The organism is Brevibacillus brevis NBRC 100599 (genome assembly GCF_000010165.1).
Taxonomy (GTDB): domain Bacteria; phylum Bacillota; class Bacilli; order Brevibacillales; family Brevibacillaceae; genus Brevibacillus; species Brevibacillus brevis_D.
Map to the genome: position 1 here is coordinate 5,631,661 of NC_012491.1, position 13,677 is coordinate 5,645,337.

Annotated in this window: 16 protein-coding genes; 1 reads left to right on the forward strand and 15 read right to left on the reverse strand. The window is 39.9% G+C overall.

The window, feature by feature from the left end; translation table 11 throughout:
- Nucleotides 1–230 precede the first annotated feature (230 nt).
- Nucleotides 231–1,013, reverse strand: a complete 783-nt coding sequence (locus tag BBR47_RS26605) for an OmpA/MotB family protein (protein ID WP_015893540.1) — start codon at nucleotides 1,011–1,013, stop codon at nucleotides 231–233.
- Complete coding sequence (locus BBR47_RS26610; protein WP_015893541.1) at nucleotides 1,006–1,815, reverse strand: motility protein A; 810 nt, start codon at nucleotides 1,813–1,815, stop codon at nucleotides 1,006–1,008. Before BBR47_RS26610 ends, BBR47_RS26605 begins: the two co-directional genes overlap by 8 nt.
- Before the next feature lie 157 nt (nucleotides 1,816–1,972).
- On the opposite strand from BBR47_RS26610, the gene BBR47_RS30680 reads away from it, so the two are divergent.
- Entirely contained in the window at nucleotides 1,973–2,149 is a 177-nt protein-coding gene (locus BBR47_RS30680) for a putative motility protein (protein WP_015893542.1), read from the forward strand.
- 36 nt (nucleotides 2,150–2,185) lie between these two features.
- On the opposite strand, the gene BBR47_RS26615 is transcribed toward BBR47_RS30680, so the two are convergent.
- The 13 genes from BBR47_RS26615 to BBR47_RS26675 form a co-directional block, all read right to left on the reverse strand.
- Nucleotides 2,186–2,545: a flagellar protein FliT gene (locus tag BBR47_RS26615; RefSeq protein WP_041749685.1), complete on the reverse strand. Its 360-nt coding sequence runs from the start codon at nucleotides 2,543–2,545 to the stop codon at nucleotides 2,186–2,188.
- Nucleotides 2,546–2,555: 10 nt separating this feature from the next.
- Nucleotides 2,556–2,933: a flagellar export chaperone FliS gene (gene fliS / locus BBR47_RS26620; protein WP_015893544.1), complete on the reverse strand. Its 378-nt coding sequence runs from the start codon at nucleotides 2,931–2,933 to the stop codon at nucleotides 2,556–2,558.
- Nucleotides 2,934–2,948: 15 nt separating this feature from the next.
- Entirely contained in the window at nucleotides 2,949–4,460 is a 1,512-nt protein-coding gene (gene fliD / locus BBR47_RS26625; RefSeq protein ID WP_015893545.1) for a flagellar filament capping protein FliD, read from the reverse strand.
- A 12-nt stretch (nucleotides 4,461–4,472) separates the two neighbouring features.
- Nucleotides 4,473–4,808, reverse strand: coding sequence for a flagellar protein FlaG (gene flaG, locus BBR47_RS26630; protein ID WP_015893546.1), 336 nt, complete (start codon nucleotides 4,806–4,808; stop codon nucleotides 4,473–4,475).
- A gap of 99 nt (nucleotides 4,809–4,907) precedes the next feature.
- Nucleotides 4,908–5,594 carry a class I SAM-dependent methyltransferase gene (locus BBR47_RS26635; protein WP_015893547.1) on the reverse strand — a complete coding sequence of 229 codons (687 nt, stop codon included), beginning with the start codon at nucleotides 5,592–5,594 and terminating at the stop codon, nucleotides 4,908–4,910.
- Between the two features lie 19 nt (nucleotides 5,595–5,613).
- Nucleotides 5,614–7,677 (reverse strand): sulfatase-like hydrolase/transferase, encoded by a 2,064-nt coding sequence (locus BBR47_RS26640; protein ID WP_015893548.1) that lies wholly within the window; start codon nucleotides 7,675–7,677, stop codon nucleotides 5,614–5,616.
- Nucleotides 7,678–7,695: 18 nt separating this feature from the next.
- Nucleotides 7,696–8,400, reverse strand: coding sequence for a cytidylyltransferase domain-containing protein (locus BBR47_RS26645; protein WP_015893549.1), 705 nt, complete (start codon nucleotides 8,398–8,400; stop codon nucleotides 7,696–7,698).
- Nucleotides 8,397–9,446, reverse strand: a complete 1,050-nt coding sequence (locus BBR47_RS26650) for a nucleotidyltransferase family protein (protein ID WP_015893550.1) — start codon at nucleotides 9,444–9,446, stop codon at nucleotides 8,397–8,399. Before BBR47_RS26650 ends, BBR47_RS26645 begins: the two co-directional genes overlap by 4 nt.
- Nucleotides 9,447–9,448: 2 nt before the next feature.
- Nucleotides 9,449–10,081, reverse strand: coding sequence for an acetyltransferase (locus BBR47_RS26655; protein WP_015893551.1), 633 nt, complete (start codon nucleotides 10,079–10,081; stop codon nucleotides 9,449–9,451).
- On the reverse strand, nucleotides 10,078–11,151 hold the full coding sequence (gene neuB / locus BBR47_RS26660) for an N-acetylneuraminate synthase (protein ID WP_015893552.1): 1,074 nt from the start codon (nucleotides 11,149–11,151) through the stop codon (nucleotides 10,078–10,080). Before neuB ends, BBR47_RS26655 begins: the two co-directional genes overlap by 4 nt.
- 2 nt (nucleotides 11,152–11,153) lie before the next feature.
- Nucleotides 11,154–11,822 (reverse strand): PIG-L deacetylase family protein, encoded by a 669-nt coding sequence (locus BBR47_RS26665; protein ID WP_015893553.1) that lies wholly within the window; start codon nucleotides 11,820–11,822, stop codon nucleotides 11,154–11,156.
- Nucleotides 11,823–11,845: 23 nt separating this feature from the next.
- Entirely contained in the window at nucleotides 11,846–13,018 is a 1,173-nt protein-coding gene (gene neuC / locus BBR47_RS26670) for a UDP-N-acetylglucosamine 2-epimerase (RefSeq protein ID WP_015893554.1), read from the reverse strand.
- The gene (locus BBR47_RS26675) at nucleotides 13,015–13,677 is read right to left on the reverse strand and encodes a class I SAM-dependent methyltransferase (RefSeq protein ID WP_015893555.1); all 663 of its coding nucleotides are present in this window, start codon (nucleotides 13,675–13,677) and stop codon (nucleotides 13,015–13,017) included. Before BBR47_RS26675 ends, neuC begins: the two co-directional genes overlap by 4 nt.

Consider the following 13,677-nt stretch of genomic DNA (forward strand, 5'->3'; position numbering starts at 1 on the left):
ATTACGGATTTTTTGCGTTCTCCACAGAGTTATCCACATTATCCACATACCATTGTGCACAAGCTGGGCATAACTATTTTCCTGTATATTCTGCCACTTTAGTACGAAAGTAAGGGGAACGAAATGGGAAAATAAGTATATCTAGCAGCAAAAAAACAGGATTCATATATACGGGATATAGTTCTATCCTGCATATAAAAATCCTGCTTTTATCTGAAAATAATGAATTATTATTTTTCCCCCAAAATCACGATCTCTACCCGACGATTCTTCGCACGGTTCTCCGCGTTGGAGTTATCCACAAGCGGTTTGTACTCGCCCAAGCCAGCCACTGTAAAGCGAGACGCTGGTAAGGAGTTAGCATCCACCATTTCACGCATGACAGAGATCGCGCGCGCTGAGGATAGCTCCCAGTTGGATTGGAAGGAGCTGCGAGATATCGGCACATCATCTGTATAGCCCTCGATTCGCACCTTGTGCTCAAAGCGCTTCAAAACCCCTGCTACCGTCCCGACGACTTGCTTCCCTTGGGCCTGTAGGTCTGCCGAACCACTCGTAAACAAAATTGTTTCCGGCAAACGGATACGCAGGCCTTCCTCGGTCTCCTCGTAGTCGAGATTCAGCTCAGCCAAAGCGGAGGATAGCTGGTTGCGTACCGTCTCCATATCGCGCTCACTCGAGTCAGACAGGCCCATCGGCCGCTTCGGCACGTTTGCGGTGTCTTCGGAGCCTTCTTTTACTTTTTCTCCCTTGAGCTCCTTCTGGCGAGCCTCCAATTGGTAGACCTCTCGCTGTAGCTCCAGCTTTTGCAGGTTGAGCAGGTCGAGACTCTCATGTACCTTCTCCAAGCTCGCTTTTTCTTTTTGGACATCTTCCTTTTGTGACTGAATGCTCTTCGTCTGTGTCGCCGCAATAATAATCACGATCACGAACAACAGTGTAATCAGGTCACTGTAGCTAAGCAGCCAGCTTTTTTCTAGCTCTTTTTCGTCGTATAACCGGTCGTCATGCATAGCGGTCCTGCCTTTCAATCGTGCCCTTCATGCTGCCTGCTTCTTTAATCAGCACCAGCTTTTGGTCACCTGGCAAGAAGGAGTTCAGCTTTTCAAACAACAAGCGTGGTGTCTCCATGCGCTGGAGACCAACACAGCCTTCGATGAAAAGACGCTTTTCAAACATTTCCCGGTCGTACAGATCCATCAGGCGGTAGTAGCATGGCAACGCGAACAAGTTCGCCAAGAGCGCGCCATACAACGTCGCCACGACCGCTGCGCTCAGGCTGTGTCCGGTCAAGGCCATGTCTTCGAGCGACTTCAGTACACCCGTCATCCCCAAGAGCGTACCTACCAGCCCCATCCCCGGTGCCAGCAAGCTGATCAGACGGAAGAACCCTGCCGACTGTTGGTAGCGATACTGCTCGCCCTTTAGCTCGTTCTCCAGAATTAGACGCAGCTCTTCTTCGGGAACACCCTCGACCGCCAGTAAGCATCCTCGCTGGATAAACGAATCGGGTTCTTGTTGCAGCTCCTTTTCGAGCGCGATATAGCCCTGTTCCTTCTGGACGAGCGCATAGTAGTAGAAGCGCTTGATCGTTTCTTCGACGTTGCTTTGCCGACCGTGAATGAGCAGGCGCCAGATTTTTTTCAAGTCGAGATGCTTACGTTTGACTGCGTAGGACATGACAACGGAGAGCGCGACTAGCTCGACGGCGGTTACGTTGAGGAGGTCCGATAAGGTTCCGTTTAGGTAGACCGCGTGTATGAAGATGAGGAGGACGGCTCCGATTAAGACGAGTGAGCGACGTTTTGTGGACAAAAGTGATTCACCTTCCTAGTTTTTCAGCAAGTTGTTCTTAAAGTATAGCAGATGGTGGAATAAAGAAGAGAGAATAGAGTCATGGTTATAGTGAAGCTTGTTATAAAAAATGTCGATAATGATAAAGAAAGTAATTCTAGTAAAGAGGTGATCATCTGTGAATGCCGTACAATTAAAGCAAGCTGTTACCATTAGTTTGACGAAGCAGGTGCAGGAGACTGCGCAAGCGCAAGCTTCTATCATGTTGGAGGGTTTTGCTAAGACGCAGCAAAATGTTCAAGCCGCGCAGGCAAGTCATCCATCTCTTGGAAAAACGATCGATATTCGTGCATAAGTGGTGAAAAGAAAACGGCCGGTTCCCCGGCCGTTTTTACTTTTTGCGGTCGAAAAAGGCACCATAGCCGTTTGGACCTGCTTCGTTGTACGTATTCATTGCGAGCTTGCTTCGTTGGAGGCTGTTAAGTTGTTGCTGGACGCCTTGCATTCTTCCATCGATCAGGGGAATGAGGCGTTGGTTAATCTCGTAAATTTGCTCCAGCTGTTGCTTTTGCAAGGCAGATAGCGATTCATTGTCTAAACCCTGATGCTGTATTTGAGAAATCATTTCTTCTCTTTCGTCCAATATGGACAACCATGCATCTGGTTCAGAATCCTTTACACTTACTACTTTCTCTAAGCGTAATGTTGTTTCTAGCAGACTATTTAGAAGAACATCGACTGTCATTTCCATATTGTATACCTTACCCTTGTTTCTTCGCCAAAAGCATGGCTTCTTTCCAAGTGTCTCGGAATTGAATAAACAGGTCTTCTACTTCTAAAAGAATGTTAACGTCTTTGTGCATGTTCGCCTCAATCGTACGTTGAAGCATATATTCGTAGAGTTTGGCGAATTCCTTGGAGATCTCATAGTCGCTTTTTAAAGTGGATATTAGCTCATAAAGGATATTCTGAACTTTCAATGATGCCTCGTGAGATTTTATTACGTCCTTTTCCTCTAAAGCTACTTTTGCCTGTTTAATAAACTTAAGTGCTCCATTGTACAGCATTAGTGTCAAATCAGCAGGATTAGCGGTTGTTACCTGGTTGGACTGGTATGTTTGTGCAGCATTTTGTAACATCTGCATCACTCCCTGTTATTTCTGCCCTAACATTTGTGCAAACCATGAACCCTGGGATTGGGCTTTGGACATTGCTGTTTCCATAGCCGCGTATTGTTTATAATAGCGATTCTCAATTATTTTCAAACGATCTTCCCAAGATTTAATGTCATCTGCCATTTGACCGATTTTTTTGCTGAGATAACTGTCGTCATTTACAACAGTTCCGCTCCCTGCCTGTTTGGTAATATCTGACATAGCTTTACTCAAGTTACTATAAAGTCTCTCTGCAATCCCGCTTTCGTTGTACTTTGTACCAGTATCTGTACTAGAACTGAAACTAGTGAAAAGTTTTACAACATCCGCGCCATTATTGCTAATCGCATTCCGTAACTTTTCTTCATTTAGATATAGCTTTCCATTTTCTTGATAAGCTGACTTACCTGTTGGAGGACCTCCGATACCTATTTCAGAAAGCGTATCAAATGCAGAATTTACTCCTGTACCTGTTAGAGGAGCGCTAATCGAGCGACGCATTTCATTCAGCGCGCTAGTTAAATACGAATCGCGAATCAAAATTCCGCTCATCGCCATTTTATCCATTTTCTCTGCTGTTTTATCGCCGAGAGCTTCTTTCTCTTCATCCAGTAAAGGCTGATACCCTTTATACTTTGGCTCCGTTATTTTCTTATTAATTGTCTCAATGACATTATTGTACTTTTCTACAAACCCTTTAATAGAATTAAAAACAGCCTCTTCATCAGTTTTTGCGTTGATTGTTAGTGGATTACCCGTATTGATAGTCTTAACAGTAAACTCCACTCCATCATACTTAAATACGTTGGATTTAGATGTCTGCTTTACACCGTTAATTACGACAACTGCATCTTCACCTGCTACTCGAGTAGAGGATGGATTAGAAGTTGCCGCTGCCGTCATACCTAAAACGCTACCATCTCCGCCACCTTGAACTTTAATATCGAATTGGTTATCTCCACCGAGATTATTACCATTGATAGATTTAATGACAAGTTTGTTGTCTATATGAAATGCTTCCACGCCCTTACCAGAGCCATTGATTTTGGCAATAACACTATCGATCGTGTCCGTTGCTTCAACTTTGATCGTGTTGGCTGTGTCACCATCAATTGCAAATTCAAAGGAAGCACCTAACTGTTGTTTTGAACTAGTAATAGATGCTGCAATATCAAACTGCATCGAAGCAGGCATTTCTGACTTTGCTAACTTTTGCACTTCAATAGAATATGATGACAATTTTGGCGTGCCCGTTACTTTTGCAGAAGCAATCGCATCATTTTCCGAAGAGGCAACCTTTTTATTAAAATTAGCCGAATAACGTATGTCATTGACTGTCTTTTGAAGATCAGCCAAAAGCGTATTCATCTCACGATACGCGTCTCTTTTCCACTCGGTTGAAATCTTACTTTTTTCTAGCCGATTTACTGGTTGTCGCTGTGCTTTCATCATATCCTTAATCATTTTCTCAGTGTCCATACCTGAAGCCATACCTGTTAAGCGGATTCCCATACATCATGCCCCCTATCTTTTTTCGTCCACCAACAAACCGATCATTTCATGCATTTTCGCTACCATATCCATTACTTTCTTAGAAGGAATTTCACGTATGACTTCATTTGTCTGATCATTTATTACTTGTACATAGTACTCGTTAAGATCTTCATGAAGAGTAAACTTAACATGAGAGCTTGTTGACTGCAGCCACTTATTAATACCTGCAATCTCCTTCTCAAAATCAAGTTTATTATTCCGTTGTTCCTGTATGGATACTAGCTTCTCTTGAGGTTGACTATTCGTTTGAGTAAACTCATTATACGGTTTTGGTTTCATAAATCCTTGAACTGAATTTAGATCCATGATCCTTCCTCCTTAGGAGATATTTTCCTAAGATAATTATCGGTTTTTTCGTATCAACCCTTTACCACTGCACTTTTCTTCACTTATGTTTCTTTATGATCATTTACTTTTTTTCATAAGAATTCTCGCAAGATATGGATCTTCATTTTTATAAACTGACAATCCAGTTCCTTTAATGAAATCAATTTTGGAAAAATTATACTTACTCTCTAAATTACTAACGAGATCTTCAGCATCAATAAATCTTCGATAGTGGTCATCATATACTTTGTCCCGACCATAATCTTCTACTGTTCGAAATTCTGCAGCAAAATAACAACCTGTCGGTACATGTTTCGATATAGTTCTTAGTAGTATTTCCTCTGTTTTTTCATTTATCGAATGTAGTAGGAATCTAAGATATACAACAAGACTTTTGTCTTCCGAGATAGCTTTACGACTTGTCGATTCTAATATGTCATTTAATGTTCTCTCATCACTGAGATCAACTACATGAAAATCCAGTTTTGAAGTGGAGAACTTTTCTTCTTTTGTATTTCTATTAATTTTAATTACCTCTTTAGATCTATCGATTCCAACAACTTCATAGCCATCTTTAGCAAAAGAAAATGTATCTCTTCCAGATCCACAGCCAATGTCCAATACGATTGCATTTTTGTCTAGTTGTTTTTTTACATATTTACAAAAAGTTGACTCTTCTTGCATCGCTGCCTTCTTGTAATACTCATCCCAATATTCCACATTTGCCTCGTCGTTGATCCAATCTACCTTTTTTGTGTTCGGCATATGTTTTCCCCGTCTCCTACTAATTAGCTTCTTTATTCCATCTGATAAAATCCTTTATTAGTTCAAATACGACCTGCTCATATTGATTTACTTTTTCAGCGTATAATATTGTATCGTCATTTTGGGTCTCTTTATTAATGAGAACCACTGTGAAATTCTCAACATTAATGGACAAGTCGTCCCCTACGCTATCTTTTGTTTCAAAATAAAATAAATGTAAATCATCGGAAATAGCTGCCTTGTAGGACTGATTTGGATGGAGCACTTGGGTAATAGCAAACTGTCTGTTAGATTCCCCTCCAAATGACTTCGGTAGCTTGCCGTCTATATGATTGGGGATTTCAATTCCACATAGCTCCAGAATGATTGGTAAAATATCTACTGCCTCAATAATTTCGTCCGACATCAAATTGGGGACATTGTTTCCTTTTATCATCAACGGTATCTTCCGGCGACTATCATGTAAGATGTTACTCTCTTGCTCTTTCTCATTCTCTAAAAATGTTTGTCCATGATCCGAGTGCAAAACCACTAAAATTTCGTCATTTGTATATTTATTACTAATATAATCAAATAGCGTACCTAGAAACACATCGACTCGTTTGATTTCTTGATAGTATTTAATAATTTTATTCTCATCGTATTTTGTTAAGACAGATGTTTCTCCTTTATTCTTGGTATCTATACGGTACCTAAGATCTGTATTTGTTTGACCATATAAAGTATCTTCAATTTCATCAGGTACATTATGCAGATCCATAAGTGAAATGGACACATATTTATTATGCTTCTCAAAAGCCTCCAAATGCTCTATCGCTTCTGCTATGACTTCTCCACAATCCATGCCCCCACAAAAGTTTTGATACACGATTCGATCAAATCCCTTATAGTATCCAAATGAAGGGGTAGTTCTCCAGTTCGTACATATTTTAGTTGTAAAATAGCCCGCTTTCTTTAAATAACCTGGTAACAGCTCATTGAATTTTTCGAAAGCAAAATTGTACGTTGGATGCAGTAGCTTATGATTAGTCGCATATTTGCCTGTATTGATACTAGCCTTACTTGGTAAAGTCCATTCGCTAGTCGCATAGCAATTTGTAGATATAAATCCATCCCTGAAGAATTTATTTGTGTTCGGCATTAGATTATCCATGCCTTTTTGTTCTAAAAACTTGAATGCTAATCCATCAATGAATATCTTTAGTATTAATTTTGGATCTTCAGGTTGCTCCGCAACTTCAATAGGATTCCCCACAAAGATATTTTTATTTGTTTTAATCTTCACGTTCCCTTTGTCCAATTTAAGATAGTGGTATCTGTTGTATACAAAGTGTTCCTCTTCAAATTGGAATTTTTCATTGTTGACGGTTATATCGACTTTTGTAAATGGTTCAATTAAGGAAATCGGAACTATAGCAGGATTCTTTAGATTTAAATCTATCTCTCCTTTATTATTCTTTCCTTTAAACAATTCCGTTTTAAAATAGATCGCAGTGCTATTATCAACATCCGCTACTTTAAAAGATTTGTACATATTAACCATTAACTCTTCATCAGTGCCTGCATGCAAAATGTTTCTTACTAAACTTTTGCCATTTTGATCAAGTGGGAACGCCCTACCATCATTCTCGTTTAATATACTTCGGCAACGCTTAATCTCACTATATACCTGTTCGTTATTAGTTTTAGAATTTGTTAAGAGCATCCCTGAGACTCTTTGTATATTATCTAGCGCTCTGTCTTTCTCTTCTTGTCCCCTAGCATATTTACAAGCATACGTATAATACTCCAGGCTTTTTATCGCTTCTTTAGTCTCATAAATGATACCAAGGTTATAATTCATCTCGTAATGAAATGGATGCTTTCCAATACCTTCTATTAATATTTGGAGTGCATCGTTAAATTCACCTATTTGCAATTTATATGACGCTAAAAAAGAATAATAATCAGCATCTCTTAGGTATTTGGCATATTCATCTATCATTTCTTTGGCTTCTTCCAAGCAACTACTGTTTAATAATTCTTCGATTTTACGATTTAGTGTTTTCAGGTATCCGATTAAGCTTTTAACCTCTTGCTTCATGTTGATGACACCTCTCCGTTAGCTATTTTGAAATTGCATGTTGTTTTCCAATATTGTTTCAATAATCAAAAAGTCTAAAGGAGTGTCCAAATCGTATGAGCGCTCTTTAGGCATTACAAAACCAATTGTTTCACTTTGCAAGAAAGATCGGGTTCCGTATAACCAATTTGCCGATGCGACATATACTGCTCCGTTTAATACATATACATCTGGAGCATCCTGTCTCCTCAAAACTGGCTGTTTCGAGTCAATTACTGGTTCTAACATAGCCCCTTCCGATAGTTGATACATCCAGAATGGCGATTTGTCAGTCATTGTAACGGATACACACGCATTCGCCTTCTCATTAATACACTTCTCTAAACAACTATCAATATCATCTGTATTCCTTAACGGGGATGTAGGTTGAAGCAATACAATATAATCAAAGCCAGGCAACAACTCCATTGCGTGGAGGATAGGATCAATACCGGGCGTATCATCTTGAGCAAGTTCAGAAGGCCGAATAAAGGGAACTTCACATCCCCACTTCCTAGCTACTTCTGCTATTTCCTCATCATCTGTCGAAACAACTAAACGATCTATATACTTAGACTTCTTCGCAGCTTCAATAGTCCAAGCAATTAGAGGCTTACTAGCCAATTCACGAATGTTCTTCCGCGGAACTCCTTTCGATCCACCCCGCGCAGGAATAATCGCAAGCACAGTTTTATTGTCGATCATCCAAATACCTCCGCAAATTCCATATTGGCTCGTTCAAAGTCAGATAATCTGCCAATATCCAGCCAATATTCTCGTATTGGAAAAGCAGTTGTATATAGATTTCGTTTAATTAAGCCATCAAATAGCGTAGGCATATCATAGAATTCATTATTTGGAATATAATTTAAAGTGGTAGGATCTAATAGATAAATTCCCGCGTTAACAAAGTACTTCTGAATTGGTTTTTCCTCAATGCCTATAAGCTTTTGCCGATCCAATAGAGCAACACCATATGGGACTTGTTGGCTAAATTCCCTGACACACATGGTTCCTATCGATTGATAAGAATTATGAAAATCTAATAGTTGTTCAAAATTAATTTTCGTTAAGAGGTCACCGTTAATGACAAAAAAAGGTTTGGTTGGGCGAAGAGGAAGTAAACTTAGCGCCCCTGCTGTACCTAATCTCTTATTTTCTTCGATGTATGATATTTGAACCCCCCAACGAGAGCCATCCCCAAAGTAATCTCGAATCATCTCCGCCTTATAATTTACAGAAATATAAAAGCGATAGAATCCATATTCAATAAAATTCATGAGGATCGTTTCTAAAACTGGTCGTTCTCCCACTTTTAATAGTGGCTTTGGACAATCATCGGTGAGTGGTCTAAGCCTTGAACCCAGTCCTCCAGCCATTAAAACGACAATATTATCACGCTTTTCCGGTTGCATTAACTCTTCCAATGTCTCAACTTGAATAACACTGCCATCTTCATCTAGAACAGGAATTGCCCGTAACGCTTTAAATTTCATTAGTTGCAGAATATTATCTTTTGAATCATAAATAGAAGCCACGATTGGGAATGGATTCATTACACTTTCAATTGGATCGTTTAATGTTTTGCCTTTTAACAGCCCTCTACGAATATCACCATCTGTAATTGTCCCTAGAAGCCGTCGGTTATCATCTACAACAATTCCTATTTGTTTTGCTCCTGAGTCTATGATTTCAAGCGCCCTTAAAATCTCTGTGGAAGGAGAGACTAGAATTTTTTCCCAATTTAACATAGCTATACCTCCTTTGCAGGAACACCAACAACTTTTACACCCTCTGTAACGTTTCGTGTTACCACAGAACCAGCACCTATGATACTGTTCTTTCCGATACGTATACCTTGTATTACCGTAGCACCTGCACCGACATGTACGTTATCGCCTATAATTACATCACCACAGATGATAGCCCCTGGGGATATATGAACGTTGTCACCTATAAGGCAATCGTGTTCAATCGTAGCCCTTGTATTAATAATTGTGTTTGCACCGACGATACATCCTGGCTGTACAATCACACCTGCCATTACCTGTACCCCTTCTAGTAGCGTCGTGTCTTTAGATAGAATCGCAGACGGATGGATTACATTTTCAAAATGATATCCACTATTTTTAAAGGAATAAAAGAGCTCTCTTCGAATACCCGGGTATCCTATTGAACCAATTCCATTAACCAATTTATATTGAGTAGGGTCGAAGCTTCGTATAATATCATCCGCACCCAATCTTTTCACTCCAAAAATAATTTTCATTTGATCTTCTGAATCAGGCGTTGTAAATCCCTTAACATCGAAGCTCGTCATTAGGAGGGTATTCATAAGCACTTTCGAATGCCCTCCTCCACCTAATACGATAATTGGCAGTCTCATTCTCTGATCATCTCGTCCTCTTGATAAGAGCGGACAGCTTTTTTTCCTAACCAAGACCAGTATTGTATTGGAGATATCCCTCCTGCTGGACGTTTTACGGTCAAATTTTCAACAGTGAATATTTCTCCCGCTGCTATATCTCGCGCTGCAACAAGACTTTTTTGGGCCACTTCTTTGTTTTTTCGTTCCGAACTCGTAGGAATCTTAGTTACCGATCCTAATGCGTCTTCCACCTCCCGGATAGACTTTACCAACGCACAGAGTTCTGTTGGATTTAACGAAGCCTTGTGATCAGGACCTGGCAATTCTTTATCTAGAGTAAAATGCTTTTCAATTACACTTGCTCCTCTTGCTACTGCAGCGATTGCAACAGAAATACCATTGGTATGATCTGACAATCCTACTCTAAGGTGAAAAGCGTTTTTCAGGGTATCCATAGCCTTAAGATTCACATCCCAAAAAGGAGTGGGATATTCTGTTGTGCAATGGAGCAATGTAACATTTTTTTGCAACATTTGTTGACCCTGCTCAGTGAAGTAGGCCAGATCGAACTCACTAATGGAACTAGGAGCAACGGAACTGGTGTACCCAAAGGCTAAAACACTTAAAGCTGATTCAATTTCACCAAGCGTACTCATGCCCGTTGAAAGAATAATTGGTTTTCCTGATTGAGAGACATGAAGCAGGAGGGGAGCGTTTGTCAAATCTCCCGAAGATATTTTGATAACTGGTACATCAAGTTCTTTAATTAGAAATTCAGAGCTTACATGGTCAAACGGGGTCGAAAGAAACTGTATTTTTTTTGCCAAACAATGCTGTACCAAAACTTGATGCTCTTGATGACTCAATTCCAATTTTTTCAGCATCTCAAATTGGGATTCCGAATTACCAGTATTAATCATTTGATAATCTGCCTTTCTGGCAGATTTGCTTACCAAATTTTCTGCTTTAAAGGTTTGGAATTTCACTGCGTCTGCACCCGCCGCAGAAGCAACATTAACTAACTCAACTGCCAACTCTAACGAACCATTGTGATTAACTCCTGCTTCTGCAATGATGTATGCGTTCATTTTCACAATATCTCCTTAAGCAACATAAATGCTTCTGCAGATTCGCAACCTGCGGCCACTCCCCGAACCCTCGCTTGCGCCTGTACTGCCTGGTTACTCCGTGGGAAAGGAAACTCCCCCATTTCGCTCTGAAATACATTCAGTATATCCAGCTTTTTCTCTAGATACGGCGTAATATCGCTAAACACGTTAGGTCGAAACCCGTTATTATCCGGATTAATACCAAAGTCAGTCTCTGACAGAGTTTCATAAGCAAGTACCTTTTTTACTGAACTGTATCGAAACCACTTGCTGCATGAAACTACTGCATCAAACACTACTTTATGATCTGAATGAACATCTCCTCGATAAGGTAAGTACATAATTTCCGGTTCTAATTGATTTATTACAGTTCCAATCTGAGCGACGATGCTCTGCATAGGGATTGTATCGAGATTAGTCGTAGGGAGCTTAAGGTTATATACATTGTTAAATCCGTACATTGTTTTAACTTTTGCTATTTCTCGCTCTCTCCGATCTATCTGCTCATCGGTGTGGCCAAGATTACTGTGCATTCCCGTTACAATGAGCCAACTTACTTCATCTTCATTAGCAATGTGTTTGAGCAACGTCCCCCCACAACCAAGCGTTTCATCGTCTGGATGAGGAGCAATAACTAGCACTTTTTTCATAATCACTTATCCCCCTCTTTCCTTTAATAGGTTATTTTTTTCGCAAGTAGTTTTTCACGAGACGGAAGTGACAACAAGATTTGCAATGTTTTATCGACCATAAACCCATCACCATATATAAACTGCTCATTTTCGAGTTCATTTCTATAGTCTACGTCGTAGAGTGCTTTTTGCAGCGCGCCTCTTACATCCTCCTCATTAGCAGGTACAAATTGAACGTTCTTTCCAGCAATTCTTCCTTTTTGACGCTCTCCGACGTTTACTGATGGTAAACATAGATACGGAGCCTCATGGATTGCCAAAGAAGAATTCCCAACCAAGCATCTTGCATTTCTTAGTAAATTCACAAATATATTACGCTCTAAATTCTTATATAAACATACCTGAGGATGGTGAGCATACTCTTGCAAAACTTGTACAATATCTTGGTAACCAGGATCACTGTTTGGAGACCCAATAAAAATGTGTAAGCCTGTTTGTATACATTGTTCAATGCATAATCTTAATTCTTCTGCAGTTTGGGCTACAGTTGAACTCAAAGGATGATATATAAGCACAATATAATCCTTTTTAACACCTTCTCCTAAAAGGTTAGCTATCTCCTCTACACCTAAGGCTGGTTCCATCCGCAAGCGATCGATACCTGGGCTGCCTACAGTAAAAACCCGCCAAGGCTCTTCCCCGAGCTTTTTAATTCGCTCCGAATGTTCTTCCATCATGGTCAAATGAACATGGCTTAGTTTTGTTGTTGCATGCCTAATTTGTTCATCGACATCCCCACCGGTTGGACTTGTATTATCACCGCCAGCTATATGCACTACAGGTATATTCATGTAAGACGCCGTTAAAGATCCGATGATTGCTTCTTCTCGGTCACCAAGGATTAACAATAAGTCAGGTTGTACACGCAATAAAGTCTGTGCAAGTGATTGCATTAATATGGCAGAAGACTTTGCTTTACTTGAAAATGAATCCGCGTACAGCAAGTTTTCAATGTGATCCACTATACGAAATTCATCTTTATCTATCTGTCGAACTGAATAATCATGCAAAGGAGACAAATGAGCACCAGAAACTATTACACCTAGATCGAAGTCCAGATGACTATCAATTCCTTTTAATAATGGATACAAAAGGTCATATTCAGACCTAATCCCAGTAAGCGCAAGGATATTTATTTTTTTATTACCACTCATAGATCTGCACCTTTTTCGTAACTCACAATCCAATGTTTACCATGATACTGTCCGAAATCATATCCAAATTCACCGATAGTCAACTTTTCATTAGGGAAGCATTTTGAGAGATCGTCTTTATCCAGTATTATGACGATTGCTCCTTCTTGACCGGGTACAGTAGATTCATATAAATTGTTACCCAAAGAACGACTATAGGTATGTGAAAAGTCGCCTATCGCTCCCATCGTTCCAAGAAATATTCCGCCCCTACGAAGCACCCTATTAATTTCTTTCATAGCAGCGTAAAAACCAGACCAGTCGTTATAGTATAAAACTTGCCAAGCAACAACTACATCGAATGAATTATCTGGAAAAGGAATTCTCCCGTCCGTTAATAACTTTAGATCAGGAGTGATGCCCATGGATTCCAATCTATTTGTTAATTTTTCGATGGCACTCTCACTAATCTCTACTCCAGATACTTGGAAGCCCTTCTTGCAAAAGTGTATAAAATCGGCTCCTCCACCAAAACCATAGTCTAATACTTTCTTGTGTTTCTCATTATTTAAAAGTCTATGTGAAACCCTAACCAAAATATCATTAGGATAAGTCATTCCATTGCTTGAAGAACTATAGATGTCGTCCCACAATTTCACATTTGTCTCTCTAGCATCCAT

What these genes read in the sequence shown, in the direction of transcription:
- BBR47_RS26605 (WP_015893540.1), bottom strand. Translation starts at nt 1,013, where the DNA reads ATGCATGACGACCGGTTATACGACGAAAAAGAGCTAGAAAAAAGCTGG.
- BBR47_RS26615 (WP_041749685.1), bottom strand. Translation starts at nt 2,545, where the DNA reads ATGGAAATGACAGTCGATGTTCTTCTAAATAGTCTGCTAGAAACAACA.
- fliS (WP_015893544.1), bottom strand. Translation starts at nt 2,933, where the DNA reads ATGTTACAAAATGCTGCACAAACATACCAGTCCAACCAGGTAACAACC.
- fliD (WP_015893545.1), bottom strand. Translation starts at nt 4,460, where the DNA reads ATGGGAATCCGCTTAACAGGTATGGCTTCAGGTATGGACACTGAGAAA.
- flaG (WP_015893546.1), bottom strand. Translation starts at nt 4,808, where the DNA reads ATGGATCTAAATTCAGTTCAAGGATTTATGAAACCAAAACCGTATAAT.
- BBR47_RS26635 (WP_015893547.1), bottom strand. Translation starts at nt 5,594, where the DNA reads ATGCCGAACACAAAAAAGGTAGATTGGATCAACGACGAGGCAAATGTG.
- BBR47_RS26640 (WP_015893548.1), bottom strand. Translation starts at nt 7,677, where the DNA reads ATGAAGCAAGAGGTTAAAAGCTTAATCGGATACCTGAAAACACTAAAT.
- BBR47_RS26645 (WP_015893549.1), bottom strand. Translation starts at nt 8,400, where the DNA reads ATGATCGACAATAAAACTGTGCTTGCGATTATTCCTGCGCGGGGTGGA.
- BBR47_RS26650 (WP_015893550.1), bottom strand. Translation starts at nt 9,446, where the DNA reads ATGTTAAATTGGGAAAAAATTCTAGTCTCTCCTTCCACAGAGATTTTA.
- BBR47_RS26655 (WP_015893551.1), bottom strand. Translation starts at nt 10,081, where the DNA reads ATGAGACTGCCAATTATCGTATTAGGTGGAGGAGGGCATTCGAAAGTG.
- neuB (WP_015893552.1), bottom strand. Translation starts at nt 11,151, where the DNA reads ATGAACGCATACATCATTGCAGAAGCAGGAGTTAATCACAATGGTTCG.
- BBR47_RS26665 (WP_015893553.1), bottom strand. Translation starts at nt 11,822, where the DNA reads ATGAAAAAAGTGCTAGTTATTGCTCCTCATCCAGACGATGAAACGCTT.
- neuC (WP_015893554.1), bottom strand. Translation starts at nt 13,018, where the DNA reads ATGAGTGGTAATAAAAAAATAAATATCCTTGCGCTTACTGGGATTAGG.
- BBR47_RS26675 (WP_015893555.1), bottom strand. Translation starts at nt 13,677, where the DNA reads ATGGATGCTAGAGAGACAAATGTGAAATTGTGGGACGACATCTATAGT.